Source organism: Arthrobacter woluwensis (genome assembly GCF_030816155.1).
Lineage (GTDB): Bacteria > Actinomycetota > Actinomycetes > Actinomycetales > Micrococcaceae > Arthrobacter_E > Arthrobacter_E woluwensis_A.
Map to the genome: position 1 here is coordinate 3,267,526 of NZ_JAUSXR010000001.1, position 23,564 is coordinate 3,291,089.

Genomic DNA, 23,564 nt, shown 5'->3' on the forward strand with positions numbered 1-23,564 from the left:
GGCCGCGGCACACCGCATCCGTAACCGCCCATCCGTAACCGCGCCCTCACCCACTTCTTACGGCACCGAAACCCGCCTGAAATCCCAGGCCGGTTGACTGGGAGTACCGAAAATTTCTCTCCGTGGAGGTGAAGGGACATGACCGCACGAACCCTCATCAGTTCGCTCCACCAATTGCGCCGTGGTGATCACGTGGAGGCCGAACGCTTCCACCTGATGCCCCGGACCACGTTCGTCCGGCGCGGCCAGGTTCAGGACATCGCTCCCGGCCTGGGCGTGGTGTGGATCCGGGACGAGGAGACGGGCCAACGCCGCGTTCTCGATTCCCAGGACTACCAGCTGTGGCGGGTCGCCTGACGGGCCGGAGTCCTAGCCACCCGCGACGGACTGGATGATCATCAGCTCCGCCCCATCAGGGACTTCGGTCTCGAGCCCCTGAAGCCTGCGGACCTCATCGGGTCCCAGGTACACGTTCACATGACGCCGGAGAGCTCCCGTCTCATCGCGGAGCCGCCGGCCCAGCACGGGATGGTCGGCCGCCACAGAGCCCAGGATGCGGGCCACGGTGGCCGGCCGGCCGTCGTCGGGAAGCTCGACGTCCAGCAGGTCTGCGTCCTGCACCAGGGGGCGCAGGACACTGGGGATCAGAACGGTGAAGGCGCCCATTCAGCTCGTCACCGGGACTCCGTCATCGGCCGCTGATTCCTGGTCCGGCACCTCGATGACCGCCGCTCGGACACACAGCACGTCCGGCAAATGGGACGCGATCTCCTGGAAGGTGGCGCCCTCATCGGAGCTCGCATAGACACTGCCGCCACGGGTCCCGAAGTAGACCCCCACGGGTTCCGCCGTGTCGACGGCGGCGGCGTCCCGGAGAATCGAGTTGTAATCCTTGGCGGGCAGGCCTGCGTCGAGCATCTCCCAGTTCTCCCCGGCGTCCCGCGTGCGCCCGACGGCCGGATGCCCATCCACCGGGATACGCTCCACGTCCGCGGCCAGCGGGATCACCCACGCCGTCCCGGCGTTGCGCGGATGGCTCAGCATGACGAAACCGAAGTTCGCCGGCAGCCCGTGCTCGATCGCCTGCCAGCTGTCGCCGGCATCCCGCGTTCGGTACACACCGCCGTGGTTCTGCGCGTAGATCTGGTCCGGATCGCCCGCGTCGGCGGCGATCTTGTGAACGCATTGCCCGAACTCGGGAAGCTCGCCGGGCAGGAACGACGCCCCGATGCCCCGGTTCGTGGCCTGCCAGCTCTCCCCGCCGTCCCGCGTGCGATAGACGCCGCCGGTGCTCATGGCGACGTGCACGGTGGATCCGTCGGGCGCGGGGATGATCGAGTGCACCGCACCGCCGCCTGCCCCCTCGCCCCATTCCGGACGGTGCGGGTGCTCCCACAGCCCGCGGTTGAGCTCGAAGTGCTCGCCGCCGTCGTCGGATCGCCAGAGCGAGATCGGCTCGACGCCGGCCCAGACGACGCCCGGACGGTCCTCGCGGTCGGGCTGCAACTGCCAGATGCGTTCGACGGCGGCGCCGTCGCCTTCGCCGAAGGCGATCCCGCCCCCGTCCGGTTCGGTCCAGGTGGCGCCGAGATCATCCGAGTGCGCCACCGTGGGACCCCAGTGCTCGGAACGGATGCCCACGAGGAGCCGCGTTCCGTCCCGGGTGTCGATGCCGATGCTCGGGATCTCCGTCATGAGGAAATGGGGTCCGTCCAGGACCCAGTCCTTGCGGTCCTTGCTGCGGGCCAGCCAGAGGCCCTTTTTCGTACCGATCGCCACCAGATACTGCGTCGCCGTTGACATGCCTCCATGCAAGCACTGCTTCAGAACACCCGCAATAGTGCGGAATTCTGCGCCGATTTTCTCCGCATCTGCGATTCATACGGTTGTTGATTTTCTGTCACGAAAGTCCGCCGCGATTAGTAATCGGCAGAAGTGGCGAAGCGCCCGGAATTGCCGCTAAGCTCGATCCAGCGACGAAGAAGTTGCCCCATGAGCTGCCCCGGAGCACGTATCCCCCAATGACGTGTTCCGGGGCTTTCCATTTCCCGGGATCGCGCGTCCGGCCCCGGAGCGGCCCTTGATTGATACCCCTAGGGGGTATACCCTCGAGACATGAGCGAGTCCGGCATTCAGGAACACCCCCACCAGCACGGCTACTCCGCCAACAAAGAGGCCTACCAGCGGCGTCTGAAGCGGATCGAAGGGCAGGTCCGGGGCATCGCGCGCATGGTCGAGGAGGACAAGTACTGCATCGACATCCTCACGCAGATCGCCGCCGTCAACAAGGCTCTGCACGCCGTCAGCCTGGGCCTGGTGGAGGAGCACATCGGCCACTGCGTGGTGGGCGCCGCGGAGGAGTCCGACGGCGCACTGCGCCAGGAGAAGGTCGACGCCAAGGTCAAAGAGGCCACGGACGCCATCGGCCGCCTGCTCCGCTGATCAAGCACCCGTCACCCGAATCACGTCACCCCGAGGAGAACATCATGAGCACCCCTGAATCCCTGATCACCACCCAGGTCTCCGTCTCTGGCATGACCTGCGGCCACTGCGTCTCCTCCGTGACGGAGGAGCTGGAAGCGGTCGACGGCGTGGAGCGCGTCGCGGTGGACCTGAATGCCGGTGGGGTCTCCACCGTGACCATCTCCTCGCGCGGAAAGCTCTCCCCCGAGGAGATCGGCGAGGCCGTGGCGGAGGCCGGTTACGTGGTCGTCGCAGACCGCGCCTGAAGCGCGGCCCCTGCGATCACGACGACGGCGCCCCACCCCCGGCCGCGCCCCCACCCGGAAGGGCGGGTGGCGGCCGGGAGGGGGCGCCGTCGTCGTCGAAGCGCCGCTCCCGGGCGCTCGGCTCAGGCGTCGACCCGGGCCTCGGGCCGCCCGGCCGGCACCGCCTCGGCCACCATGGCGGATTCGTCCGTGAAGTCGGGATCCCGGAGCTCGTCCACCCGCACCAGGAGGACGCCCAGGACGATCAGCATGCCGCCGCCGATCTGGATGGGCGCCGGCAGTTCGCCGAGCAGCAGCCACGCCCACACGACGGCGAACAGCACCTCGGTGAGGGACACGAACGACGCCACCTTGGATCCCAGGGCGCGCGACGCGTAGATGCCGGTCACGTAAGCGATCACGGTGGACAGGATGACCATCCCGGCCAGGGAGATCCACCACGGCACCGACGCGCCGCCGAGGTGGGCTTCGCCGAAGGTGAAACGCAGCGGCATGATCCCCGTGAGGGTCACGATCCACAGCACCACGGCCCCCACGAGCATCCCGCCCGAGGCGAGCACCAGCGGCGGCAGGCCCTCATTCTGGCGAGCGGTGATGAAGAAGTAGACCACCAGGCAGACCGCGGCCGCGACGCCCCAGAGGACGCCCACCGGGTCGACGCGCGCGCCGCCCAGGTCGAGCACCAGGAGCAGGCCTGCGATCGACACGACCGTGCCGGTGATGGTGAGCCAGCGCGGCGCGTGCCGCTTGACCACCCACAGCCACAGCACGATCATGACGGGCGCCAGGTACTCCAGGAGCAGCGCGACCCCCACCGAGAGGGTCTGGACGGCATTGAAGTAGAAGAGCTGGCACGCCGCCACGCCGAACAGGCCGAAGAGGACGATGGTGAGCCAGTTGTCCCGCACCTGGTGCCATTTGCCGCGCAGCGACCAGAGGGCCGGAAGGGTCAGAATGAGAACGGCGCCGCTCAGGCGCATCGCGACCGCGGCTCCGGGCGACCAGCCCATCTCCAGCAGGGATTTGCCGAAGGACCCCGAGGTGGCGAACACCGCCGAGGAGAGCAGCGCCACGGGGACGCCGACGAAGGCCGAAGGGGCGCGGCGCGCGGTCGTTGCGGTGCGAGGCATGGCGAGTTCCTGTCAGGAGTGAAACGTGCTTTACTCGTGACAGTAGCGGCAGGAGAAGTAAGGAGTCAATATGGTTTTTGCTCATGACACCGAGGTGGCCCTGCGTTCCGCCATGAATCTCATCAACACGAGCGCGAACGGGGCGGAACTCCTCCCCGATGACGGACACCTGACCGCCTTCCTGACGCGCGAGGAGTTCTACGGCTCACGCACGCACGACGACGCCGAGCTCGCCTCCGTGCGACGGCTGCGGGACGTGCTGCGCGCCCTGTGGACGTCCCCGGAGGACGAGGCGGCGGAAGAGGTCAACAGGATCCTCCGGGACGCCCGGGCGCTGCCCCAGCTGATGAAACACGACGGCCTGGACTGGCATCTCCATGCGACGACTCACGAGGCGCCGCTGGCGGACCGCATCGCGACCGAGACCGCCATGGGGATCCTGGACGTCATCCGCTCCAAAGAGCTCTCCCGGCTGGCGCTGTGCGCGGCCGAGGACTGCGACGCCGCGGTGCTGGACCTGAGCCGCAACCGCTCCAAACGCTTCTGCGACACCGGCAACTGCGCCAATCGCACGCACGTCGCCGCGTACCGGGCCCGCCAGCGGAGCTGACGGGCGACGCAGCCGCCAGAAGGCGGGCGAGGACGGTGCCGCCATCGGCGCCGCGCCCGGGCTTGCCCGCCGCGCCCGACAGGGCCGTCAGGCCCGGATCGAGGTGCTCAGCGGCCGACCTTGCCCATGAGGGATGCGATCGGCCGCAGGAAGACCGGGCGGGCGAGCAGCCACGCCGCCGCCATGACCACCAGCGAGGCCACGAAGAGCCAGAAGCCCAGCCAGTCCTCGCCGTCGTGGTTGCCGTACATGTGGTTCAGGTTCCGCAGCATGCCCGTGCTGAGCACGAGGAACACGTGCACCACCACGAAGGCCACGAAGTAGATCATGACCGGGAAGTGGACCTTGCGGGCGAGCTCCAGCGGGTAGAACTTGTTGATCGCGGCCTTCTTGGGCCACGCGCCGGACATCCGGATGCCGGTCAGGAGCGCCAACGGCGCCGCGACGAACACCGTGAGGAAGTACGTCAGCAGCTGCAGTGCGTTGTAGTTGACCCAGCCGTTCTCGGTGGGCCAGTTCAGGGAGGCGTACTGCAGGCCCGCGGAGACGGCGTTCGGGAAGGCGTCCCAGCTCGTGGGGACGATCCGCACCCAGTGGCCGGTGGCGAAGAGCAGCACGATGAACACCACGCCGTTGAGGACCCAGAGCGCATCGAGGCAGAGGTGGAACCACAGGTCCAGCGAGATCTTGGCCGGCGGGTTCTTGGTCTTGATGAAGCCCTTGTTGTTGCGCGTGAAATACGCCGCGGGGCGCTGCACGGTCCGCACCTGGAGGCCGGTGCGCACGATCAGCAGCAGGAAGAAGGCATTCAGGAAGTGCTGCCAGCTCAGCCAGAGCGGAAGGCCTTCCTGCGTCCCCGCCGGAAGCCCGGAATGCCCGGGGTAGGTGCGGATGAAGTCCTGGCCTGCGGTGGTGGACCGGATCCAGATGGCCAGGAGCACCACCACGATGGCTCCCAGCACCACAGCGCCCGTGGCGATCAGGGTCTTCCGTGACGGCATCGCCAGCACTCCGCCCCGCGCGTTCTTGGAGGCACCGCTGCCCGGTTTGCGGGCTGCTTTGGGGGCTTGGGGGACGCGGGACATGGACCGGGACACCTCATCTGTTGGCGGCGCTCAGGGTGTCGGCGCCGTGGCGGTATGCGAAGTGCAGCCAGTCTAACGAGTGGTCAGGAATTCTCCCTAGTGGTGTGAACCCTGTTCGTCGTCGGGCTTCTCAGAGTCACGGGATTCGCCGGCCTCGTCCGCGGAGGAGAGGTGCACGCCGGAGCCCTCACCGAGGTGCGGGGCGTTGTCCTTGTGCGTCAGGGAGAGCATGGCCGAGATGACCAGGGTGACGATGAACGCGATCCCGGCGCCGGTGAAGGCGAGGTCGAAGCGCTGCATCTTGGCGCTGCCGCCGGAGGCGAAGATCAGGACACCGAAGAAGGCCACCACGGCCCAGAAAGCGGAGAACATCAAGGGACCCTTGATGGACGACCGCACTGAACGCTGTTCTTCCGGCTGCTGCCCGTCCACTGTCCAACTCCTGGCTTGTCGTGCGTCTGAATCGTGCAGCCTCCACGGCTGCCCTCGTGTGTGCCCTCGTGGCACTGGTTTCTACCTCGCGTAGAACCTCTACCAGTTTACGCGTTCAGCGATCCGGGGCTGCGCCGCGCATCGTGACGGAGGGTGAGCGCCGAGAGGATCCACAGGACACCGGTCAGCACGGCGCCACCGCCGGCCACTCCGAGGAGCGCGTGGGCGCCCAGTGAGATGAAGAAGGGAAGCAGCAGCGCGGTGCCGAGCCCGACGACGCCCGAGATCAGCAGATCCCGACCCAGGACCCGCGCCTCGGAGGATGTGCGGCGCTTGAGGAACAGCCCGATCTCCACCGCGCCGGCCACTGCCAGGGCCGCAGAGAGCGCCAGCGTGACCCCCGCGTCGGTGTGCGGATTGAGCGCCAGGATCACGACGGCGGCGGCCGCCTCGGCGATCGCGGCCACCGAGAGCGGTGTGCGCAGTGAGTCCGAGGAGAGCCGTCCGAGCCAGAAGAGCGAGGCTCCACTCGCCAGCAGATACCCGGCGGCGGCATAGGCGTAGACGGCCAGGCTGGGCCCGACCCAGAAGACCGTGACGGCGCCGAACACCAGGGCCACGAGGGACCGGACCAGCAAGGGCGCCCAGAGTTTTCCGGCATCCTGCGAGACGCCCGGGCGCCCGGCAGGCTCGTTCTGGGGGAGTTCCTGGTCCATAGTCACGCCTTCAAGCTTAAAGCCGCGGCGATCAGGCGGCGAATCGGGCCCCCGCCGCGAGGCTGAGTCTCATGCCCCGGCCACCATCCAGTTGTCCTTCCTGACCCGCCAGCCCAGCGTCAATGCCCGCGCAGACATATAACCGATGCCGAATGCGAGCCAGAGCCAGAACAGCCCCCACGGACCCTCCTGCGGCCCCAGGAAGTACACCCCGAGCAGGAGCGGCGCATACACGAGGACGTTGACCACGCCCGCCAGGGCGAGATACCGCGCATCCCCGGCGCCGATCAGGACACCGTCCAGCACGAACACCAGTCCCGCGATGGGCTGCCCCACGGCCAGGACCAGGAGCGCGGCGATCAAGGACTGGTGAACCCGTTCATCCGGGGTGAACAGCCAGCCGGCCCAGGGGGAGACCGCGGCCAGGAACACCCCGGTGATGACCCCGAACCCGAGGCCCCAGCGCATCATGGTGCGGGTCAGTTCGCGGACCTTCTCCAGCTGGTGGGCGCCCAGCTCCTTGCCGATCATCGCCTGGGCCGCGATGGCGAGGGCGTCCAGCGCGAAGGCGAGGAAGCTGAAGATGGTCATGGTGAGCTGATGGGCCGCCAGATTCACGGCGCCCTGCGCACTGGCCACGAAGACCGTCGCGAGGATGGCCAGGCGCATGGAGGCCGTGCGCAGCATGAGCCACGAGCCCACCTGGGCCAGCGAGAGGACGCCCTTGAGGTCCGGAGCCATCCCCACCCCCAGCCGCGAGGCCCTTCGGGCGACCATGACGATGTAGACGAGCGCCATGAGCCACTGAGCGATGCTGGTGCCGAGGGCGGAGCCCGCCACGGAAAGCCCCATCCCGTACACCAGGATCCAGTTCAGCACGATGTTGATGCCGAAGCCCGCTCCAGCCACCACGAGGGGCGTGCGGGTGTCCTGGAAGCCGCGCAGGACGCCCGTCCCGGCGAAGACGAGCAGCATGGCCACCAGGCCCGGCAAGGACCACAGCAGGTACTCCGCCGCGAAACCGAGCACCGCCTCGTCGCTGGCGCCAAGGGTGGCCAGCAGCGGACGCGCCGTCCACAGGCCCAGCAGGGCGAGGATGACCCCGAGGACGCCCGCCAGCCACAAGCCGTCCCGGCCCGCCGCCAGAGCCTTCTCCGGATGTCCGGCGCCCACGAGCCGCGCGACGGCCGGCGTGGTGGAGTACGCCAGGAACACCATGAGCCCCACGGCAGTGTGCAGGACCGTGGTCGCCAGGCCGGCGCCGGCCAGTTCCGCGACGCCGAGGTGGCCGATGATCGCGGAGTCCGCCAGCAGAAAGAGCGGCTCCGCGATGAGCGCGCCGAAGGCCGGGACGGCGAGCCGGAGGATCTCCCGGCCCAGCCGCGCATCACGGGCCATCAGAATCCTTCTTGTTCTGCGGCCATGTCCTTGAAGCGCGAGTACCGGCCCTGGAAGGCGACCACGAGGTCCTTGGTGGGGCCGTTACGGTGCTTGGCTATCAGGATGTCCGCCTCACCGGCACGGGCCGTCTCCTTGTCGTACACCTCTTCACGGTGGAGGAGGATGACCATGTCGGCGTCCTGCTCGATCGAGCCGGATTCACGCAGATCGGAGACCATGGGCCGCTTGTCCGTACGCTGCTCCGAACCACGGTTCAGCTGCGAGAGCGCGATGACCGGGACCTGGATCTCCTTGGCCAGCAGCTTGAGGGCACGGGAGAACTCGGAGACCTCTTGCTGGCGGGACTCGACCTTCTTGCCGCTCGTCATGAGCTGGAGGTAGTCGAGGATGACGAGCTTGAGACCGTGCTGCTGCTTGAGGCGGCGGCACTTCGCCCGGATCTCCATCAGCGTCATGTTCGGGCTGTCATCGATGAAGAGCGGAGCGTCGTTCATGCTGGCCATGCTCCCGGCGATCTTGTCCCACTGGTCCTGCTTGACCGTGCCGCGGCGCAGGTCCTGAAGGTTGATCTCCGCCTCCGCCGACAGCAGACGCATCGCGATCTCGTTCCGGCCCATTTCGAGCGAGAAGAAGACGGTGGGCAGGTTGTTGGCGATGGCGGCCGACCGTGCGAAGTCGAGGGCGAAGGTCGACTTGCCCACGGCGGGACGGGCCGCGATGACGATCATCTGACCGGGGTGCAGGCCGTGGGTGAGCTCGTCGAACTCCCGGAAGCCCGTGGGGATGCCGGAGATGCCGCCGGTCTGCGTGCCGGCGGCCTCGATCTCATCGAGGGTCGGCTCCATGACGTCCTTCAGGGCGACATAGTCCTCGGTGGTGGTGCGCTCGGCCACGGCGTAGACCTCGGCCTGCGCCTGGTTGACCAGTTCTTCGACCTCGCCGTCCTGGCCGTAGCCCAGCTGGACGATCTTGGTGCCGGCGGTGATGAGCCGGCGCAGCACTGCGCGCTCGGCGACGATGTCCGCGTAATAGTTGGCGTTCGCGGCCGTGGGGACGGTCTGCAGGAGCTCATGGAGGTAGGCCGGTCCGCCGATGCGGTTGATCTCGCCGCGCTTGGTCAGCTCGTCCGAGACCGTGACGGCGTCCACCGGCTCGCCCCGCGAGTCCAGGTCGAGGATGGCGTCGAAGATCGCCTCGTGGGCCGGGCGGTAGAAGTCATTGCCGCGCATGACCTCGCTGACGCTGGAGATCGCGTCCTTGGAGAGGAGCATGGCTCCCAGGACGGATTGTTCAGCGGCGATGTCCTGCGGGGGAGTCCTCAGGTTGTCGTCTTGACGCGGGCCATCCACGGCCTCGATGGGCGCTACGGACACGGTTGCCTTCCTTTTTCCTGCTGTCTGTCAAGAAGATCTTCCCCGGGAGGACTGACAGTATTTCCGAGCCGACAGGCGCTCGATCTGACAGGGGTGTCCGGCCGGAGTGCGGCTCCGCCCTCCGGCCGTTCCGGATCGGTCCAGCCCCGGATCACGGGAGGAGGGACACCCTGGAGAACCGACTCGGGAATCGGTCGCGACGGCGGCCGCATCGCGCGGCGCGCGCCGTCCCGGGTGGAGTACCCACTCACGGTAGTCGGGTTTCCCACAGCCTCAAAGCCCACATTTCCTCACAGCTGTGGATAACTTGTGGATGACCAAGCTGAGCTTGTGCGCTTCCCTGGGTCCACTTGTGGGTAAGTGGGAGAGGCCGTTACTGCAAACGCGCTCTGACCTGCGGAAATGCTATCTACATCATGTGGAGGGAAAGAATTTCCGGATATTTTTTCATCCACAGGCCGCAGCCCGAGATGTGGACAACCTGTCGCCCACTCCCCGGTGAGCCTGTGAGCTGCGCCCATGCGCGGCGCGCCTGTCTGGAACGCGCCTGTCTGGAATAGGCTGGTGGCGTGGAACCTCTCCTGATCCCGCTTCTCATCCTGATCGCCGTCGTGGCCGTGGTTCTGCTGCTGGCCCGCCGCTGGAACCGCCCCGCGGAGCCCCGGGAAGAAGTGGATCCTCGGGAGCTGGCCCGGGAGGCCACCCGCGGGCTGAACTCGGAGCAGCACCGTGCGCTGTACTCCCTCATCGCCCAGGAGCAGCTGATCGGCGCCATCAAGGTGTACCGCGAAGCCACCGGGGTCGGACTCCGTCAGGCACGGGACACCGTGCTGGCCATGGCCCGCTACCCTCAGCCGTACATCGCCGCGCCCCAGCCGGCGAACTCGGGCGAGGCCGGGGAAGAGGACACCCCGGAGGTGTTCGGCTACCGCTACCGCGCCATCGCGAGCAGCGGCGACACCACCCTCGAGGTGAGCAGCAACATGCTCAACGATCAGATTTACGGACGGATCCGGGATCTCGCCGTCCAGGGCGAGCGGGAGCAGGCCGCAGCCCTCCTCGCCCGCCACTCGACGATCTCCCTCGACGAGGCCCGGGAGTTCGTCTCCCTGCTCTAGTGAGCTGCTCTAGTGAGCGGAGATGCCTGCCAGGAGCTGCTCGAAGGGGAGGGAGACCATGTCGTCCTCGCGCCGGCGGGCGGGAGCTTCCGCGATGACGGCTGCGAGCTCACCGCCTGCGCGCTCGACCCGGTCGGCCAGCGAACCCCGCTGCGCGCCGTCGTCCGTGTTCCCCCAGTCCTGCGGACCCGCGAATACGGCGGTGGGCACCACGCGCGAGCGGAGGTAGCCGAACAAGGGACGCATCGCGTAATCCAGCACCATCTGGTGCCGGTCGGTCCCGGCCGTGGCGCCCAGGAGCACCGGGGTCCCCTCTAGCGCCTTCGGGTCGACGACGTCGAAGAAGGACTTGAAGAGGCCGCTGAAGCTGGCGCTGAACACCGGGCTGACCGCCACCAGTCCGTCCGCGTTCTCCACAGCCGAGATGAGGTCCGCGAGGCGCGGCGCCGCGAACCCGGTGACGAAGTTGTTGGCGATGTCGACGGCGTAGTCACGCAGTTCCACCACCTGAACCTCGGACTGGATCCCCAGTCCGGTCAGGGAGCGCTGAGTCGCCGCGGCGAGCTGATCCGCCAGCAGACGGCTCGACGACGGCACGCCCAGGCCTGCCGAGAGAACCACGACCTTGCGGGGCTCAGTTGCTGATTCCATGTGATCCACACTCCCATAGTAGATGCATTTGCATTTACTTTCCTTAACGCGTGCCCGCCGGATCTATTCCCTGGACGTCGGCGGTGCTTGGATGGGGGTATGCACCCCCTCGACGCCGCCGTCGGCTCCTCGCCCGTCGATGACCTGATCGTCTCCCTGGACCGTCCGGAGCAGCAGGTCGACTCCCGGGCTCTGATCCGGCTGTTCGAGGCGCTGAGCGGCCATACGGCGGTCCTCTGGACGGGAAAGATCGTGGGCTTCGGTCAGTATCACTACCGCTACGAGAGCGGCCACGAGGGCGACGCTCCTCCGCTCGGCTTCTCGCCGCGGAAGGGGAAGTTCGCCCTGTACGGCCTGCTCGCCCATCCTGAGGCGGAACACCTGCTAGAGCGGCTGGGCAAGCACCGACGCGGCGTGAGCTGCCTGTACGTCAACCGGCTCTCCGACGTGGATCCCGACGTCCTGAGCGAGCTCGCACGGCTCGGCTACGCCCACACGATGGAACACGACCACCGGCCCTGACCACCGCTCCGCGGCGGGGCGGCTGCCCGTGGGAGTGGCCTGGAAGGCGGCCCAGGATGCGGACCGCCTCCGTAAATGACGAAGGCGCCCCACCCCCCAAGGGGTGGAGCGCCTTCCGAAGCACTGCGGCAGGTCCCTGGCGCCTCGCTACGCTCGGTCTCGGGGAACCCTATGCTACTTCCGCAAATTACTTGCTGGCCACGATCTCCAGGTTGACCACAGCGGTCACGTCGTCGTGCAGACGGACGTTCGCGGTGTAGGAACCGGTGGACTTGATGTGGACCGGCAGCTGCACGGAGCGCTTGTCGACCGAGCCCAGGCCAGCGGCCTCGACAGCGGCGACGACGTCGCTCGGCTTGATGGTGCCGAAGAGACGACCGGCGACGCCGGCCTTCGCCTTCAGGACGACCTTCTTGGCAGACAGGGCGGCAGCCTGGGCCTGAGCGGCCTCGAGGCTGGCCTGCTGACGAGCAGCGCGGGCAGCCCTGATGCTCTCAACCTGCTTCTCGCCACCGCGAGTCCAGGTCAGAGCGAAGCCGCGGGGCAGAAGGTAGTTACGGGCGTACCCGTTCTTGACCTCGACCACGTCGCCAGCAGCACCGAGACCGGTGACTTCCTGGGTAAGAATGAGCTTTGCCATGGTAGTGAATCCCTTCCTTAGCCGCGGCCAGCGCCGGAGTAAGGGAGCAGAGCAACTTCGCGGGCGTTCTTGATTGCCTGTGCGATCTTGCGCTGTTCCTGAACGGAGACACCAGTGACACGGCGGGCACGGATCTTGCCACGGTCAGAGATGAACTTGCGCAGAAGTGCGACGTCCTTGTAGTCGATGACGGTGATGTCAGCGGCCTTCAAGGGGTTGGACTTTGGTTTGGGCTTACGGATTTCAGCCTTAGCCATCGTGGAGCTCCTTTTCCTGGGAGCCCGTGGAGTGATCCACGGGATGGTGAATGTTGTGGTTTAGAAAGGCGGTTCGGAGTCCGGGCCGTTGCCCCAGCCATCGGACACACCCGGGGTCGCCCACGGGTCGTCCTGCGGCTGGGAGGCCGGACGCTGCTGAGGACGGCTGTTGCCGCCGCCCCAGTTGCCACCCTGGGTTCCACCGGAGGGGGCCGGAGAGCCCCCGCCCTGGTTGCCCCAGGAGTCGCCACCGTTGCCGGACTGGCCACCGTTCCAGCCACCGCCGCCCTGGGCGCCGGAGCGCTGGTTGCGGTTGACCTTCGCGTTGGCGTACCGGAGGCTCGGGCCGATCTCGTCGACCTCGAGCTCCATAACGGTGCGCTTCTCGCCTTCCTTGGTCTCGTAGGTGCGGCTCTTCAGACGGCCGCTGACGATCACGCGCATGCCCTTGGTCAGGGATTCTGCGACGTTCTCGGCAGCCTCACGCCAGATCGAAGCGCGAAGGAACAGGGTTTCCCCGTCCTTCCATTCATTCGACTGGCGGTCGAAGGTCCGCGGGGTGGAAGCAATGGTGAAGTTCGCAACGGCCGAACCGGACGGCGTGAAACGCAGTTCGGGGTCGTTGGTCAGATTGCCAATAACGGTGATTGGGGTTTCGCCTGCCATCTGCTTCCTCCTTGGGGTTCCTGCGAGAAATGTGGAGGACCGAAGTCACGCAGAATTACTCTGCGGAAACCTTCTGGTCTTCCGGACGGATGATCTTGGTGCGCAGAACGGTCTCGTTGAGGCCGAGCTGGCGATCCAGTTCCTGAGCGGTAGCGGGAGCAGCGGTGAAGTTGACCACTGCGTAGATACCCTCAGACTTCTTCTTGATTTCGTAGGCCAGACGGCGACGGCCCCAGATGTCAACGTTGTCGACGGTTCCACCGTCGGTGGTGATGACATTCAGGAACTTCTGCAGCGACGGCTCAACGGCGCGGTCTTCGACCTCGGGGTCGAAGATCACCATCAACTCATAAGGACGCATATGTGAACCCACCTCCTTTGGGCTGAACGGTTACGGTCTCTCCGTAACAGGAGGTTCATTGCGACTGTCGGTGGCCCGACCCTCCGATTGAGGGCAAGGCGCAACACAGACTTCACAATCTTAGTGCATTTCACGTCTCAAGCCTATTCGGCGTCTCCGCAGGAGGACAGTGCGCGCGTCCATATGTGGATCGCTGCGACAGGAGGTGCTGTGGACCGACGGTTAGCCTTGGGTCATGACCCCCAAGAAACCGGTCCGCAGGGCACGCCTGCGCTTCCTCATCATGCTGATCGTCGGAGCGACGACGGCCGTGATCGTCCTCCTCACGGGACACCCCGTCCAGGCCCCGGCCGCGGGCTGGGCCGCGGCCGCAGCCTCCTACGTGGGATGGGTGCTCTCCCGGACCATCCGGCTCAACGCCGCGCAGACGCGCGAGCACGCGACGTCGGAGGACCCGTCCCGCGGCGTGACGGAGGCGCTGATCCTGAGCGCCAACATCGCGGCGATCGTCGCCGTCGCGATCCTGGTGATCTCCTCCCACCAGGGGGATTCGTCCGAGCGGCTGTCCAACGCCGCACTCGGTTTCGTGACCGTGGCCTTGTCCTGGATGCTCATCCAGACCCTGTTCACCCTCCGCTACGCGGAGATGTACTACGGCGGAGACAAGGTGGGCGGCATCGCCTTCAACCAGGACGAGCCCCCTCAGTACACCGATTTCGCCTACCTGGGCACGAGCCTCGGCATGACCTACCAGGTCTCGGACACCAACCTGGAGACCACTGCCATCCGCAAGGAGGCGCTCAAGCACTCGCTGCTCTCGTACCTGTTCGGCACCGTGGTCCTGGCCAGCACCATCAACCTCGTGGTCAGCCTGGCGTCCTGACACAAGCACCCTGAAACGCCGGTGGCCCCACGGATTTCCGTGGGGCCACCGGCAATTGAGGGGAGGAACGTGCAGGGAGGAAGAGGCCTCAGACCGCCGTCCGGAAGAACAGCTCCGAAGCCTTCGCCAGCCGGAACGGGTCCTCCACACCGCACAGCTCGCGGGCCGAGTGCATGGAGAGCAGCGCGACGCCCACATCCACCGTCCGGATACCGAGCCGGGTGGCCGTCAGGGGCCCGATCGTGGAGCCGCAGGGCACGTCGTTGTTGGACACGAACTCCTGGTACGGCACGCCGGCCTCCGCGCAGAGCCGCGCCCAGAAGGCGGCCCCCATGGCGTCCGTGGCGTACCGCTGATTGGCGTTGATCTTAAGGAGTGGCCCCGCCGTTCAGGACCGGACGGTTGGCGGGGTCGTGCCGCTCGGGATAGTTGGGGTGCACGGCGTGGCCGGCGTCCGCGGACACGCAGAACGACGCCGCCAGGGCCTGCCGCCGCTGACTCACCGTGGCGCCGAGGCCGTCCGAGATCCGGGTCAGGATGTCCTCGAGGATCGGACCGCAGGCTCCCGATCGCGAGCCGGATCCGATCTCCTCGTGGTCGAACGCCGCCAGCACCGCGATGGGACCGCCCGCGGGGACCTCCGATGCGGAATGCCGGATCAGGGCGACGAGGCCCGCGTGCGTCGCCGAGAGGTTGTCGAGACGTCCGGAGGCGAAGAATTCGTCCTTCGCCCCGAACACCGCGGGCTGCTGCGTGTCCGCCACCACGACGTCGTACCCGCCGATGTCCGCGGGATCCACCCCGCCGCCCGGAACGCTCGCGGCAAGGACCGCCAGAAGGTCCTCCTGCAGCGGATCGCCCAGGCCGAACACGGGGTTCATGTGGTGCTGCTTGTCCAGGGTGAGCCCGTCGTTGACCCCGCGGTCCAGGTGGATGGCCAGCTGCGGGAAGCGGAGCACGGGCCCCGTGGCCGTGAGATGCTCGCTGCCGTCGCGCAGGACCAGGCGGCCCGCCAGGCGGAGCTCGCGGTCCAGCCAGGAGTTCAGGAGCGGACCACCGTAGACCTCGACGCCGGCCTGCAGCCACCCGAAGCGGCCCGTGGTGGGGCGGGGCTTGAGTTTGAAGGACGGGGAGTCCGTGTGGGCGCCCAGGATGTTGAAGGGCGTGGTGGGGCCGGCGCCGTCGGGGGTGACCCAGGCGATGAGCGCCCCGTCCCGGACGACGTAGAAGGCGCCGGGGCCGCCAGCCCACGGCTCGCGCTCGTCCAGCGCGGTGAAACCCGCCGCGTCGAGGCGGGCTGCGGCCTCATGGGCGGCATGAAAACTCGACGGCGAGGCGCTGACATACGCCCCCAAGTCCTGGATGTGTTCGTATGCGGTGGCAGGTGAAGACATGGTTCAAGGCTAGCCCCCCGCCGTCGCGGGCTCAGGAGCGGCGGCCCCGCACCAGGGGAAACGACCACAAATGCGCACGCACCCCGTGGAGCACCCCCGCGGAGCACCGCGAGGGAGCGGCTCAGTAGTCCGGGTTGCTCGGGACCACGAGGCCCGTCTCATAGGCGTACACCACGGCCTGGACCCGGTCCCGCAGGTGGAGCTTGGCCAGGATGCGGCGCACGTGCGTCTTCACCGTCGCCTCGGAGAGGAAGAACTTCAACGCGATTTCACCGTTCGTGAGGCCCTCGGCCATCGCCAGGAGGACCTCGGTCTCCCGCGGCGTGAGCTCCTCGAGCATCGGGTCGCGGGGAGGCGTCTGGCCGTCGCCATGCCCCCGCCCCGCTCCGCGGACGTAGGTCTCGAGCAGCCGCTGCGTCACCCGGGGCGCCACCACGGCGTCGCCGCTCGCCACGACGTGCACCGCGTGGATGAGCTCCTCGGGGGCCACGTCCTTGAGAAGGAACGCCGAGGCTCCGGCCTGAAGTCCCGCGAACGCATACTCGTCCAGATCGAAGGTCGTCAGGATGATCACCCTGGTCTCCGGGTGCGCGGCGGCGATCAGGCGGGTGGCCTCGATCCCGTCCATACCGGGCATCCTGACGTCCATGAGCACCACATGCGGCTTCAGGGCGGTCACCTGGCGCACTGCCTCGGCGCCGTTGGAGGCCTCGCCCACCACGACCAGGTTCTCCTCGCCTTCCAGCACCAGCCGGAACCCCACGCGCAGCAGCGGCTGGTCGTCCACCAGTAGCAATCGCACCGGACCACTCACGGCGCCACCCGTCTCATTCACCAGCTCAGGCATCGCCTGCAACCCCCTTGTCATAGTGCAGCTCCGCGGTGACCAGCCAGCCGCCGGCCGGCAGGGCGGACGCCTGCACAGTGCCACCGTACATGCCGGCCCGCGCACGCATCCCCGGGATGCCCTGTCCGCTGCCGAGGGCGCTGGCGGTCCCCGACGCATAAGCCGACCCGACGCCGTCGTTCTGCACCCGGATGTGCACGACGCCGGGCGCGTGCTCCACCACGGCGTCCACACGGGACAGTCCTTTGCCGTACCGCAGGACATTGGTCAGCGCCTCCTGCACGATCCGGTGGACCGACAGGCGCAGCGTGGTGTCCTCGGGCAGGCCCGGACCCGTGAAGGTGAAGGTCAGCGGCAGCCCCGCCGTGCGGAAACCGGTGACCATCCGTTCGAGATCGTTGTCGCCGTTGAGAGGGGTCAAGGGTGCCGCGCCGTCCTCCTCGCGGAGGACGCCGAGGACCCGTCGCGTGTCCGCCAGGGCCGCACGCCCTGTCCGCGAGAGTTCGGTGAGCACCTCCGCCGCGCGCTCAGGATCCCTTTTCAGCACCGTCGACGCGCCGTCCGCCAACGAGACCATGACCGTCAGGGAGTGCGCCACCACATCGTGCATCTCCCGCGCGATCCGGCTCCGCTCGGCCGAACGGCCCCATTGCGTCGACTGTTCCGCCCAGGACGCGATCGCGGCTTCGTACTGCCTCCGCTGGCGGACGGCGATGCCGAATCCGACCGCGATCACGCAGCTCAGGTAGGTGGTGAGCACCACCGAGAGGCGCAAGGCGATGTCGCTGACCTCGGGGCCGCCGTTCGTGAACGCCTCCGCGTACTGCTCGGCGCTCGTTCCGAAGACGTAGCGCCAGACCAGGGGGGCCGGCCCGAGGATCAAGGCGATGACCGCGACACGACGGCGGTACGCGACCCCCACCGCATAAAGGGCGAACCACAGCCCGGCGCTCAGATTGGACGCCCAGAGATCGGTCAGGGCCAGGACGAACTCCAGCACCGCCACCACGCCGAAGACCACCAGCGGGGCCTTCCGCCGGAAGAACAGCGCCGCCGCGATGGCCAGGACGGCCACGGGGGCGAGCCAGGTTCCGCGCGCGGCGTTGCTGATCGACGTCGCGAGGGAGAGCAGGAGGTAACAGACCACCACGACGGCGTCCATCACCTTCGGATGCGCGCTGAAGTACCGGCGGACCGCCCCGCGGTGGCGGGCGTTGATCTCCGCCAGTGAAAGCGGCGCGGGCGCCGTCCCCGTGGGGGACGGCGCCGCGAAGGAGTCCTTGGAGCGGGTCACGTGCTCAGACGTCCCGTTTCTTCAGGACGAACAGGGCCGGGATGGCCAGCAGCAGGACCCAGCCGAGCAGGACGAGACCCGCGATGCCCGGATCCAGCATCCCGTCGACGTGCCCGATGGCGAGGAAACGCCCGCCGGCCTGGCTCGGGAGGTACTGGGGGACGTACTTCCAGAACTCGCCCGGGATGAGCTGCATGAAACTGCCCGCGAAGTCCAGGACGAACAGGAGCGCCACCAGCACGGTCACGCCGCCGGCCGAGCTCTTCAGGAGAGCGGCGAGGGAGAGGCCGATGATCGCCACGGCGGCCACGTACAGGCCACCGGTGAAGACCCCCTGCAGCACGCCCTCGGTGTCCCAGCCCAGATTGAAGACGGGCATGTCCGAGAAGATCGCCATCGAGATCAGGAAGGTGATCACGGCGGTGACGGTGGCCAGCACGTACCCGACCACGGCCAGGATGATCGCCTTGGCCGCGAACACCGGAAGGCGCTGAGGCGTGGCGGACATGGTGGAACGGATCATGCCGGTGGCGAATTCGCTCGAGAGGAACAGCACCGCGAGGGAGCCGAGGACCAGGACGGCGATCTGAAGGCCGGCGTTCGGCAGGTTGTAGAGGTCGATGCCGCTGCCCTGGCCGATCGAGGACTGCAGTTCCTGAGCGGACGGCTTGGCGCCCATCTTGCTGGCCTGATCGATCATGGTCTCGAAGATCGTGTGGCGGACCCAGGCGGTCAGCGCGCCGACACCCACAGCCGCGACGGCGGTGCACGCCAGCAGCCAGATGGTGGAGCGGAGGCTCCAGAACTTGATCCATTCGCTGCGCAGCAGGCCGAGGAAGCTCCAGTTGCCGGTGGTGGCCCCCTGGGCGGGGGCCTTCTGCGTCGTGTTCAAAGTCTGTGTGCTCATCACTGTCCCCTAGTTCCCGAAGCCCTGGCCATCGGCGGGACCGGCCGCCGCGGCGTGAGCGTGAGTGGCGTTGGCCATGCTGAAGTCGGACTGGTATTCGGCGGCCCCGCGCGTCAACTCGAAGTACGCCTGCTCGAGGGAGGCCTCCTGCGGCGTCAGCTCGTACAGGAGGATCTGACGCTCCAGCGCTGCGCGGGCGATGTCCCGCGTGTCCAGGCCGGAGACCTCGAGGGTCTCGTGGGCGGACTGGCTGACGGAGACGCCGGGAGCCGCGAGTGCCGCGGCGAGTTCCGCCGACTGCGGCGTTCTGACCAGGGCTTTCTTCTGCTGGACACCCGCGATCAGCTCCTGCACGGACATGTCCGCGAGGATCTGACCGCGGCCGATCACCAGCAGGTGGTCAGCGGTCTGAGCCATTTCGCTCATCAGATGGGAGGAGAGGAAGACCGTCTTGCCCTGCCCGGCGAGGTAGCGGACCAGGTTCCTGACCCAGTGCACACCCTCGGGGTCGAGGCCGTTGACGGGCTCGTCCAGGATGAGGGTCTGGGGGTCGCCCAGCAGTGCGTTGGCGATGCCGAGCCGCTGGCCCATGCCCAGCGAGAACCCGCCGGCACGCTTCTTGGCCACCTCGGTCAGGCCGGTCATGGCCATCACCTCGTGGACCCGGCTCAGCGGGATGTCGTGGGTGGCGGCCATGGCGCGGAGGTGGTTGTAGGCGCTCCGGCCGGTGTGCACGGCCTTGGCGTCCAGGAGCGCGCCCACCTCACGCAGCGGCGCCTTGTGCTGGGCGAACGGCTTCCCGTTGACGGTCACGTGCCCGGCGGTCGGCTTGTCCAGCCCCATGATCATGCGCATGGTGGTGGACTTCCCGGCGCCGTTCGGCCCCAGGAAGCCCGTGACCCTGCCTGGCTGGACGGTGAAGCTGATGCCGGAAACAGCGGTCTTGGGTCCGTACTGCTTGCGCAAGCCTTGTGCTTGGATCATGCCTGGTCCTCGCTTTTCGATGATGCGATCGGTGTCGGCTCCTGCCAGGTTCGGCTGGCGAAGTGCCCTGCTTCCAGGCTATCCAGCGGGATCGCGGCATGCCTCTGTCCGGCGGATGATTCCCGACGACGCCGGTACGCCCTCAGGTGGACCCCGGCGGTCAGCGGGGCGTACGTTCCACGCTGAGCGGCTTGGCTGCCGACGCCAGGACGGCGGCGAGCACGATCGGGATCCCGATGAACAACAGTGCATTGCGGACGCCGAGGTGGTCAGCCAGGAAGCCCAGCACGGGCGGCCCCGCCAGGAACGCCACGTAGCCCACCGTGGACACCACGGAGACACGCGCCGCGGCCAGGCGCGGATCGTCGGCGGCGGCGGACATGCCCATGGGGAAGGTCAGCGCGGCGCCCGCACCCCACAGGAGAGCCCCCAGGATCGCGAGCCAGAGAGTGCCGCTCCAGCAGAACAGGGCCAGACCGGCCGCGGCCGCGAGCATGCTGCCGCGCAGCACGGCCACGCGTCCGAAGCGGTCGATCAGGCCCGCGCCCAGCACCCGGAACACGGTCATGCCGGCAACGAACACCGCGAAGACGAGCGCGCCCGTCGATTCACTCTGGTGCAGACCGTCCACGGTGCCCTTGGCGATCCAGTCGTTCCCGGCGCCCTCGCTCAGGGTCGCGCCCATGACCACCACGCCGATGAGCAAGGTGCGGAGTTCCTTCCAGGCGAACATCCGGCCACCGGCTGGCACGTCGTCCTGGTCTTCCGGGGCATGGGGCAGGAAGTAACGCGGCGCCGCGAGGCCCATCACCAGGACGAGGACCGCGATGCCGATCATGTGCGCGGGCAGGCCGACGCCCACGGCGGAGAGACCCGCACCCAGGAGGGCTCCCACGAACGCGCCTCCGCTGAACGCCGCGTGGAACTGCGGCATGATGGTGCGCCGCAGCTGGTGTTCCACGTCGGCGCCCTCGATGTTCTGCGCGACGTCCCACAGCCCGATGCCCACGCCGATCAGCACGAGGCTGCCGCCCGTGACCGGCACGGAGTGCAATGCGAGGCCCGTGGCGACCCCGGAGACCGCAAGGGCGCAGAAAACACTGGCCACCCGGATGGTGTTGGCGACCCCGATCCGGTTCACGCACCATCCCGCGCTAGGCAGCGCCACGAGCGATCCGACCGCCATGCAGAGCAGCAGACCGCCGATCTCGCCGGGGGAGAGCTGCAGGGTCGCGGCGACGGCCGGGATGCGTGACGCCCAACTGGCGAACACGAGTCCGTTGATGCCGAAGACCACGAAGGTCATGATGGTTGCGCGTCGGAGCTGGATGTTCACGGCTGAGCCTCGGCCTCTTCCTTCTGGAGTTCTGCTGTCTGGAATTCTGCTGTTTGCGGTTCTGCCGGCACGGGTGCGGGTGTCACGGGTGCGGGTGTCACGGGTGCGGTCCTCACGGGTGCGGAGTGTGCTGCGGTGCTGCGGGTGTGCGCGGGGTCCTGCGGAGCGACGCGCCGAGACGGCGAGGCTCGAGCCTCAGCCGGTCCGGACGGAGGTCGAAGACGCCGCCCTGAGGGTCGTCCACCCCGCCGGCGCGCACGACGTCGTCGTCCGGATTCACCATGTCCCACACGACCCGGACCATCAGATAGAAGGTGGCGGCCATGTGCAGGAGCACGGCACAGACATAGTACGGGACGTCGATGTTGTGCTGCGGGCCGCTTCCACTGGCGCCGGCGCCGAGGTACATCCAGATGGCGGCCCAGTGCACCACCTCGGCCGCCTGCCAGATCAGGAAGTCGCGCCACACAGGGCGCGCGAGCACAGCCAGTGGGATCAGCCAGACCACGAACTGCGGCGAGTAGACCTTGTTGCACAGGACAAACGCGGCCACCAGCAGGAAGAGGACCTGCGCCAGTCGCGGACGCTGCGGGACCGACAGCGCCAGGAGCGTGATCAGCAGCGCGACGACGGCGAACGACACCACCGCCGCCACGTTCACCTGGGCGGGACTCAGGCCCGGCTGCCCCAGCCGGGCGGCCACGAGGTTCCAGGATTCCCAGAGCGAGGAGAATCCCGCCCCGCGGGAGAAGGCGAAATCGAAGAAGTACCGAAAGGCGCCGGGGTTGAGCAGCGCGAACGGCAGATTGACCGCGAGCAGCGCCGCGCAGGATCCCAGGACCGTCCGGCCGAACGTGCGCATCGTCCCGCTCCGGATCGCGAGGATCAGCACCGCCAGCAGCAGAAGCAGCGGATAGAGCTTGAAGGACGCGCCCACGCCGATCCAGACCCCGGCCCACACGGGACGGTCGCGCGCGAAGCAGAGCAGGGCGAGCGAGAGCGCGAAAACGGCCCACAGGTCCCAGTTGATGAAGCCTGACGTGATCATGCCCGGGGCCAGGGCCACCATCGCGGCGTCCCACTTCCTCCGGCGGGCCAGGCGGGCGATGACCAGCACCGTGCCGATCCAGAGTCCCACCACCAGAAGGGAGTTGAGGTCGAAGTAGCCGAGCGCACGCTGCGCGCCGTCTCCGCTCGCCGGGACGGCCAGCGCCGTCACCGCCGCGACGACGCCGAGCAGCACCGGATACTCGAAGCGGACATCCGGCGTGAAGACCGGGAGGGACCCGCCCGCGAAGGCCGGCCCGCCGAGAAGGGTGGGGAAGTCCGAGTGGCACGTGGCGTAGTACGCTCCGGCCCCGGCCCAGCCCTGGACACGGCAGGACGATTTGATGGCGAGTGCGAGGAGCGCGGCGACCACGGTGAGCAGCACCAGGACCCGGTCCACGGTGAAGAAACCGGGGGAGACCACTCCCGGCGCGGTCCGGCGGCCGAGTGGTCCGCCCACGAGCTCCGTGAAACGGCTCAGCAGCGAGTCCGTCCGGGAGGGCACCACGAGCCGCATCCGGGTCCTGGGAGCGCCATGTCCTGCCATGTCACGAGCCTACCGGCCAGGATGCGTCCAGCACCGGGCGTGACGGGGCCGAACTTGACAGTGCCAGGGCGACCCCGTCCCGGCCCGGGACACACGGAAGCCCCGGGTGTCTGCTTCACCCGGGGCTTCCGCCGGTGCTGCGGCGCCTGTGCGTCTGAAGGCGCCGCGGTCTGTGGTCGCCACGTCGAGCCGTCTGTCAGTACGGCTAGCGCAGCGTGTTCATCAGGTGGATCTGGACGAACACGTCATCACGGGTCTGCTCCAGGGTCCGGCTGCTGATCTCCTGGTTGCTGAACCGGTTCTGCTGCTGGAAGACCAGGGATTCTTTGGGAAACTTCCTCATGAGGGCACACCCCCCTTCGTGTGGTGCGGGTTCTTGTCGCGGAGCTCGGGGCTCCGGGACCTGGACGATGCCTTGCTGACACGCTTCATGTGTCTCGGCGAGGCGGGAATGGGGTCATCAAAAGCGACGATGATCATGATTTCCTCTGTTTTCGGGCGCGGTGAATCAACAGTGAAATGCCGGGAAAGAATTCAGTGCCGAGGGCATGGGAATTCCACAAAAGAAATCCACAAAAGAATTCAGGGTGCGCTGATGCGTATGCCGGAATTCATCAAGAACCGGGGTGCATCA

27 protein-coding genes and 1 pseudogene are annotated in these 23,564 nt (G+C 67.8%); 7 read left to right on the forward strand and 21 right to left on the reverse strand.

Annotated elements, in window-relative coordinates; genetic code table 11:
• The first annotated feature begins 138 nt into the window (after positions 1-138).
• Positions 139-357, forward strand: coding sequence for a hypothetical protein (locus QFZ52_RS15010; protein ID WP_066213663.1), 219 nt, complete (start codon positions 139-141; stop codon positions 355-357).
• 12 nt (positions 358-369) lie between these two features.
• Here QFZ52_RS15010 and QFZ52_RS15015 read toward each other — a convergent pair whose 3' ends face one another.
• The gene (locus QFZ52_RS15015) at positions 370-666 is read right to left on the reverse strand and encodes a MoaD/ThiS family protein (RefSeq protein ID WP_307498427.1); all 297 of its coding nucleotides are present in this window, start codon (positions 664-666) and stop codon (positions 370-372) included.
• Positions 667-1,803: a WD40/YVTN/BNR-like repeat-containing protein gene (locus QFZ52_RS15020; RefSeq protein WP_307498428.1), complete on the reverse strand. Its 1,137-nt coding sequence runs from the start codon at positions 1,801-1,803 to the stop codon at positions 667-669.
• 312 nt (positions 1,804-2,115) lie between these two features.
• On the opposite strand from QFZ52_RS15020, the gene QFZ52_RS15025 reads away from it, so the two are divergent.
• Together QFZ52_RS15025 and QFZ52_RS15030 are read left to right on the forward strand one after the other, a co-directional pair.
• Positions 2,116-2,442: a metal-sensitive transcriptional regulator gene (locus QFZ52_RS15025; protein WP_307498430.1), complete on the forward strand. Its 327-nt coding sequence runs from the start codon at positions 2,116-2,118 to the stop codon at positions 2,440-2,442.
• A 44-nt stretch (positions 2,443-2,486) separates the two neighbouring features.
• Entirely contained in the window at positions 2,487-2,729 is a 243-nt protein-coding gene (locus QFZ52_RS15030; RefSeq protein WP_307498431.1) for a heavy-metal-associated domain-containing protein, read from the forward strand.
• Positions 2,730-2,851: 122 nt separating this feature from the next.
• Here the strand turns inward: QFZ52_RS15030 and QFZ52_RS15035 are convergent, their stop codons facing one another.
• Positions 2,852-3,859: an EamA family transporter gene (locus QFZ52_RS15035; protein WP_307498432.1), complete on the reverse strand. Its 1,008-nt coding sequence runs from the start codon at positions 3,857-3,859 to the stop codon at positions 2,852-2,854.
• Positions 3,860-3,929: 70 nt separating this feature from the next.
• Between QFZ52_RS15035 and QFZ52_RS15040 the strand changes: the two genes are divergently transcribed.
• Positions 3,930-4,469, forward strand: coding sequence for a CGNR zinc finger domain-containing protein (locus QFZ52_RS15040; protein WP_307498433.1), 540 nt, complete (start codon positions 3,930-3,932; stop codon positions 4,467-4,469).
• Positions 4,470-4,576: 107 nt separating this feature from the next.
• On the opposite strand, the gene QFZ52_RS15045 is transcribed toward QFZ52_RS15040, so the two are convergent.
• The 5 genes from QFZ52_RS15045 to dnaB all read right to left on the reverse strand — a co-directional run bounded on the left by QFZ52_RS15045 (position 4,577) and on the right by dnaB (position 9,476).
• Positions 4,577-5,470: a cytochrome b/b6 domain-containing protein gene (locus tag QFZ52_RS15045; protein ID WP_307498729.1), complete on the reverse strand. Its 894-nt coding sequence runs from the start codon at positions 5,468-5,470 to the stop codon at positions 4,577-4,579.
• A 180-nt stretch (positions 5,471-5,650) separates the two neighbouring features.
• Entirely contained in the window at positions 5,651-5,986 is a 336-nt protein-coding gene (locus QFZ52_RS15050) for a hypothetical protein (RefSeq protein ID WP_373425685.1), read from the reverse strand.
• 107 nt (positions 5,987-6,093) lie between these two features.
• A complete protein-coding gene (locus QFZ52_RS15055; protein WP_307498731.1) occupies positions 6,094-6,702 on the reverse strand; it encodes a hypothetical protein in 609 nt (202 codons plus the stop codon).
• Between the two features lie 69 nt (positions 6,703-6,771).
• A complete protein-coding gene (locus QFZ52_RS15060) occupies positions 6,772-8,100 on the reverse strand; it encodes an MATE family efflux transporter (RefSeq protein WP_307498434.1) in 1,329 nt (442 codons plus the stop codon).
• On the reverse strand, positions 8,100-9,476 hold the full coding sequence (dnaB, locus tag QFZ52_RS15065; protein ID WP_066213631.1) for a replicative DNA helicase: 1,377 nt from the start codon (positions 9,474-9,476) through the stop codon (positions 8,100-8,102). Before dnaB ends, QFZ52_RS15060 begins: the two co-directional genes overlap by 1 nt.
• Before the next feature lie 569 nt (positions 9,477-10,045).
• Here dnaB and QFZ52_RS15070 point away from each other — a divergent pair.
• Positions 10,046-10,594 carry a hypothetical protein gene (locus QFZ52_RS15070; protein ID WP_307498435.1) on the forward strand — a complete coding sequence of 183 codons (549 nt, stop codon included), beginning with the start codon at positions 10,046-10,048 and terminating at the stop codon, positions 10,592-10,594.
• A 9-nt stretch (positions 10,595-10,603) separates the two neighbouring features.
• Here QFZ52_RS15070 and QFZ52_RS15075 read toward each other — a convergent pair whose 3' ends face one another.
• Positions 10,604-11,245 (reverse strand): FMN reductase, encoded by a 642-nt coding sequence (locus QFZ52_RS15075; RefSeq protein WP_307498436.1) that lies wholly within the window; start codon positions 11,243-11,245, stop codon positions 10,604-10,606.
• A gap of 99 nt (positions 11,246-11,344) precedes the next feature.
• Here QFZ52_RS15075 and QFZ52_RS15080 point away from each other — a divergent pair, with 99 nt between their 5' ends.
• Positions 11,345-11,767 (forward strand): DUF1801 domain-containing protein, encoded by a 423-nt coding sequence (locus QFZ52_RS15080; protein WP_307498438.1) that lies wholly within the window; start codon positions 11,345-11,347, stop codon positions 11,765-11,767.
• A 187-nt stretch (positions 11,768-11,954) separates the two neighbouring features.
• On the opposite strand, the gene rplI is transcribed toward QFZ52_RS15080, so the two are convergent.
• The 4 genes from rplI to rpsF are packed head-to-tail and all read right to left on the reverse strand — an operon-like array spanning position 11,955 to position 13,691.
• Positions 11,955-12,407: a 50S ribosomal protein L9 gene (rplI, locus tag QFZ52_RS15085; protein ID WP_307498439.1), complete on the reverse strand. Its 453-nt coding sequence runs from the start codon at positions 12,405-12,407 to the stop codon at positions 11,955-11,957.
• Between the two features lie 17 nt (positions 12,408-12,424).
• Positions 12,425-12,664, reverse strand: a complete 240-nt coding sequence (gene rpsR / locus QFZ52_RS15090) for a 30S ribosomal protein S18 (protein ID WP_026820365.1) — start codon at positions 12,662-12,664, stop codon at positions 12,425-12,427.
• A gap of 60 nt (positions 12,665-12,724) precedes the next feature.
• Entirely contained in the window at positions 12,725-13,330 is a 606-nt protein-coding gene (locus QFZ52_RS15095; RefSeq protein WP_307498440.1) for a single-stranded DNA-binding protein, read from the reverse strand.
• A gap of 55 nt (positions 13,331-13,385) precedes the next feature.
• Positions 13,386-13,691 carry a 30S ribosomal protein S6 gene (gene rpsF / locus QFZ52_RS15100; RefSeq protein WP_066213614.1) on the reverse strand — a complete coding sequence of 102 codons (306 nt, stop codon included), beginning with the start codon at positions 13,689-13,691 and terminating at the stop codon, positions 13,386-13,388.
• A 235-nt stretch (positions 13,692-13,926) separates the two neighbouring features.
• Between rpsF and QFZ52_RS15105 the strand changes: the two genes are divergently transcribed.
• Positions 13,927-14,574: a DUF1345 domain-containing protein gene (locus tag QFZ52_RS15105; RefSeq protein ID WP_307498441.1), complete on the forward strand. Its 648-nt coding sequence runs from the start codon at positions 13,927-13,929 to the stop codon at positions 14,572-14,574.
• An 88-nt stretch (positions 14,575-14,662) separates the two neighbouring features.
• Here QFZ52_RS15105 and QFZ52_RS15110 read toward each other — a convergent pair.
• From QFZ52_RS15110 to QFZ52_RS15145, 8 genes and pseudogenes are all read right to left on the reverse strand, one after another.
• A pseudogene (locus QFZ52_RS15110) lies at positions 14,663-15,968 on the reverse strand (M18 family aminopeptidase).
• A 121-nt stretch (positions 15,969-16,089) separates the two neighbouring features.
• The gene (locus QFZ52_RS15115; RefSeq protein WP_307498442.1) at positions 16,090-16,815 is read right to left on the reverse strand and encodes a response regulator; all 726 of its coding nucleotides are present in this window, start codon (positions 16,813-16,815) and stop codon (positions 16,090-16,092) included.
• On the reverse strand, positions 16,808-18,109 hold the full coding sequence (locus QFZ52_RS15120; protein ID WP_307498443.1) for a sensor histidine kinase: 1,302 nt from the start codon (positions 18,107-18,109) through the stop codon (positions 16,808-16,810). The genes QFZ52_RS15115 and QFZ52_RS15120 overlap by 8 nt, the downstream gene beginning before the upstream one ends.
• A gap of 4 nt (positions 18,110-18,113) precedes the next feature.
• On the reverse strand, positions 18,114-19,016 hold the full coding sequence (locus tag QFZ52_RS15125) for an ABC transporter permease (protein WP_307498444.1): 903 nt from the start codon (positions 19,014-19,016) through the stop codon (positions 18,114-18,116).
• Positions 19,017-19,025: 9 nt separating this feature from the next.
• Positions 19,026-20,000 carry an ABC transporter ATP-binding protein gene (locus QFZ52_RS15130; protein WP_307498445.1) on the reverse strand — a complete coding sequence of 325 codons (975 nt, stop codon included), beginning with the start codon at positions 19,998-20,000 and terminating at the stop codon, positions 19,026-19,028.
• A gap of 160 nt (positions 20,001-20,160) precedes the next feature.
• Positions 20,161-21,381, reverse strand: a complete 1,221-nt coding sequence (locus tag QFZ52_RS15135) for an MFS transporter (RefSeq protein ID WP_373425725.1) — start codon at positions 21,379-21,381, stop codon at positions 20,161-20,163.
• A 67-nt stretch (positions 21,382-21,448) separates the two neighbouring features.
• Positions 21,449-22,930 carry a glycosyltransferase family 87 protein gene (locus QFZ52_RS15140; protein WP_307498446.1) on the reverse strand — a complete coding sequence of 494 codons (1,482 nt, stop codon included), beginning with the start codon at positions 22,928-22,930 and terminating at the stop codon, positions 21,449-21,451.
• Positions 22,931-23,135: 205 nt separating this feature from the next.
• Positions 23,136-23,273 carry a hypothetical protein gene (locus tag QFZ52_RS15145; protein ID WP_157412729.1) on the reverse strand — a complete coding sequence of 46 codons (138 nt, stop codon included), beginning with the start codon at positions 23,271-23,273 and terminating at the stop codon, positions 23,136-23,138.
• Positions 23,274-23,564 lie beyond the last annotated feature (291 nt).

Bases quoted from the DNA above. Each gene is read 5' to 3' on its own strand.
- QFZ52_RS15010 (WP_066213663.1), top strand. From the start codon at position 139: ATGACCGCACGAACCCTCATCAGTTCGCTCCACCAATTGCGCCGTGGT.
- QFZ52_RS15015 (WP_307498427.1), bottom strand. From the start codon at position 666: ATGGGCGCCTTCACCGTTCTGATCCCCAGTGTCCTGCGCCCCCTGGTG.
- QFZ52_RS15020 (WP_307498428.1), bottom strand. From the start codon at position 1,803: ATGTCAACGGCGACGCAGTATCTGGTGGCGATCGGTACGAAAAAGGGC.
- QFZ52_RS15025 (WP_307498430.1), top strand. From the start codon at position 2,116: ATGAGCGAGTCCGGCATTCAGGAACACCCCCACCAGCACGGCTACTCC.
- QFZ52_RS15030 (WP_307498431.1), top strand. From the start codon at position 2,487: ATGAGCACCCCTGAATCCCTGATCACCACCCAGGTCTCCGTCTCTGGC.
- QFZ52_RS15035 (WP_307498432.1), bottom strand. From the start codon at position 3,859: ATGCCTCGCACCGCAACGACCGCGCGCCGCGCCCCTTCGGCCTTCGTC.
- QFZ52_RS15040 (WP_307498433.1), top strand. From the start codon at position 3,930: ATGGTTTTTGCTCATGACACCGAGGTGGCCCTGCGTTCCGCCATGAAT.
- QFZ52_RS15045 (WP_307498729.1), bottom strand. From the start codon at position 5,470: ATGCCGTCACGGAAGACCCTGATCGCCACGGGCGCTGTGGTGCTGGGA.
- QFZ52_RS15055 (WP_307498731.1), bottom strand. From the start codon at position 6,702: ATGGACCAGGAACTCCCCCAGAACGAGCCTGCCGGGCGCCCGGGCGTC.
- QFZ52_RS15060 (WP_307498434.1), bottom strand. From the start codon at position 8,100: ATGGCCCGTGATGCGCGGCTGGGCCGGGAGATCCTCCGGCTCGCCGTC.
- QFZ52_RS15075 (WP_307498436.1), bottom strand. From the start codon at position 11,245: ATGGAATCAGCAACTGAGCCCCGCAAGGTCGTGGTTCTCTCGGCAGGC.
- QFZ52_RS15080 (WP_307498438.1), top strand. From the start codon at position 11,345: ATGCACCCCCTCGACGCCGCCGTCGGCTCCTCGCCCGTCGATGACCTG.
- rplI (WP_307498439.1), bottom strand. From the start codon at position 12,407: ATGGCAAAGCTCATTCTTACCCAGGAAGTCACCGGTCTCGGTGCTGCT.
- rpsR (WP_026820365.1), bottom strand. From the start codon at position 12,664: ATGGCTAAGGCTGAAATCCGTAAGCCCAAACCAAAGTCCAACCCCTTG.
- QFZ52_RS15095 (WP_307498440.1), bottom strand. From the start codon at position 13,330: ATGGCAGGCGAAACCCCAATCACCGTTATTGGCAATCTGACCAACGAC.
- rpsF (WP_066213614.1), bottom strand. From the start codon at position 13,691: ATGCGTCCTTATGAGTTGATGGTGATCTTCGACCCCGAGGTCGAAGAC.
- QFZ52_RS15105 (WP_307498441.1), top strand. From the start codon at position 13,927: ATGACCCCCAAGAAACCGGTCCGCAGGGCACGCCTGCGCTTCCTCATC.
- QFZ52_RS15115 (WP_307498442.1), bottom strand. From the start codon at position 16,815: ATGCCTGAGCTGGTGAATGAGACGGGTGGCGCCGTGAGTGGTCCGGTG.
- QFZ52_RS15125 (WP_307498444.1), bottom strand. From the start codon at position 19,016: ATGAGCACACAGACTTTGAACACGACGCAGAAGGCCCCCGCCCAGGGG.
- QFZ52_RS15130 (WP_307498445.1), bottom strand. From the start codon at position 20,000: ATGATCCAAGCACAAGGCTTGCGCAAGCAGTACGGACCCAAGACCGCT.
- QFZ52_RS15140 (WP_307498446.1), bottom strand. From the start codon at position 22,930: ATGGCAGGACATGGCGCTCCCAGGACCCGGATGCGGCTCGTGGTGCCC.
- QFZ52_RS15145 (WP_157412729.1), bottom strand. From the start codon at position 23,273: ATGAGGAAGTTTCCCAAAGAATCCCTGGTCTTCCAGCAGCAGAACCGG.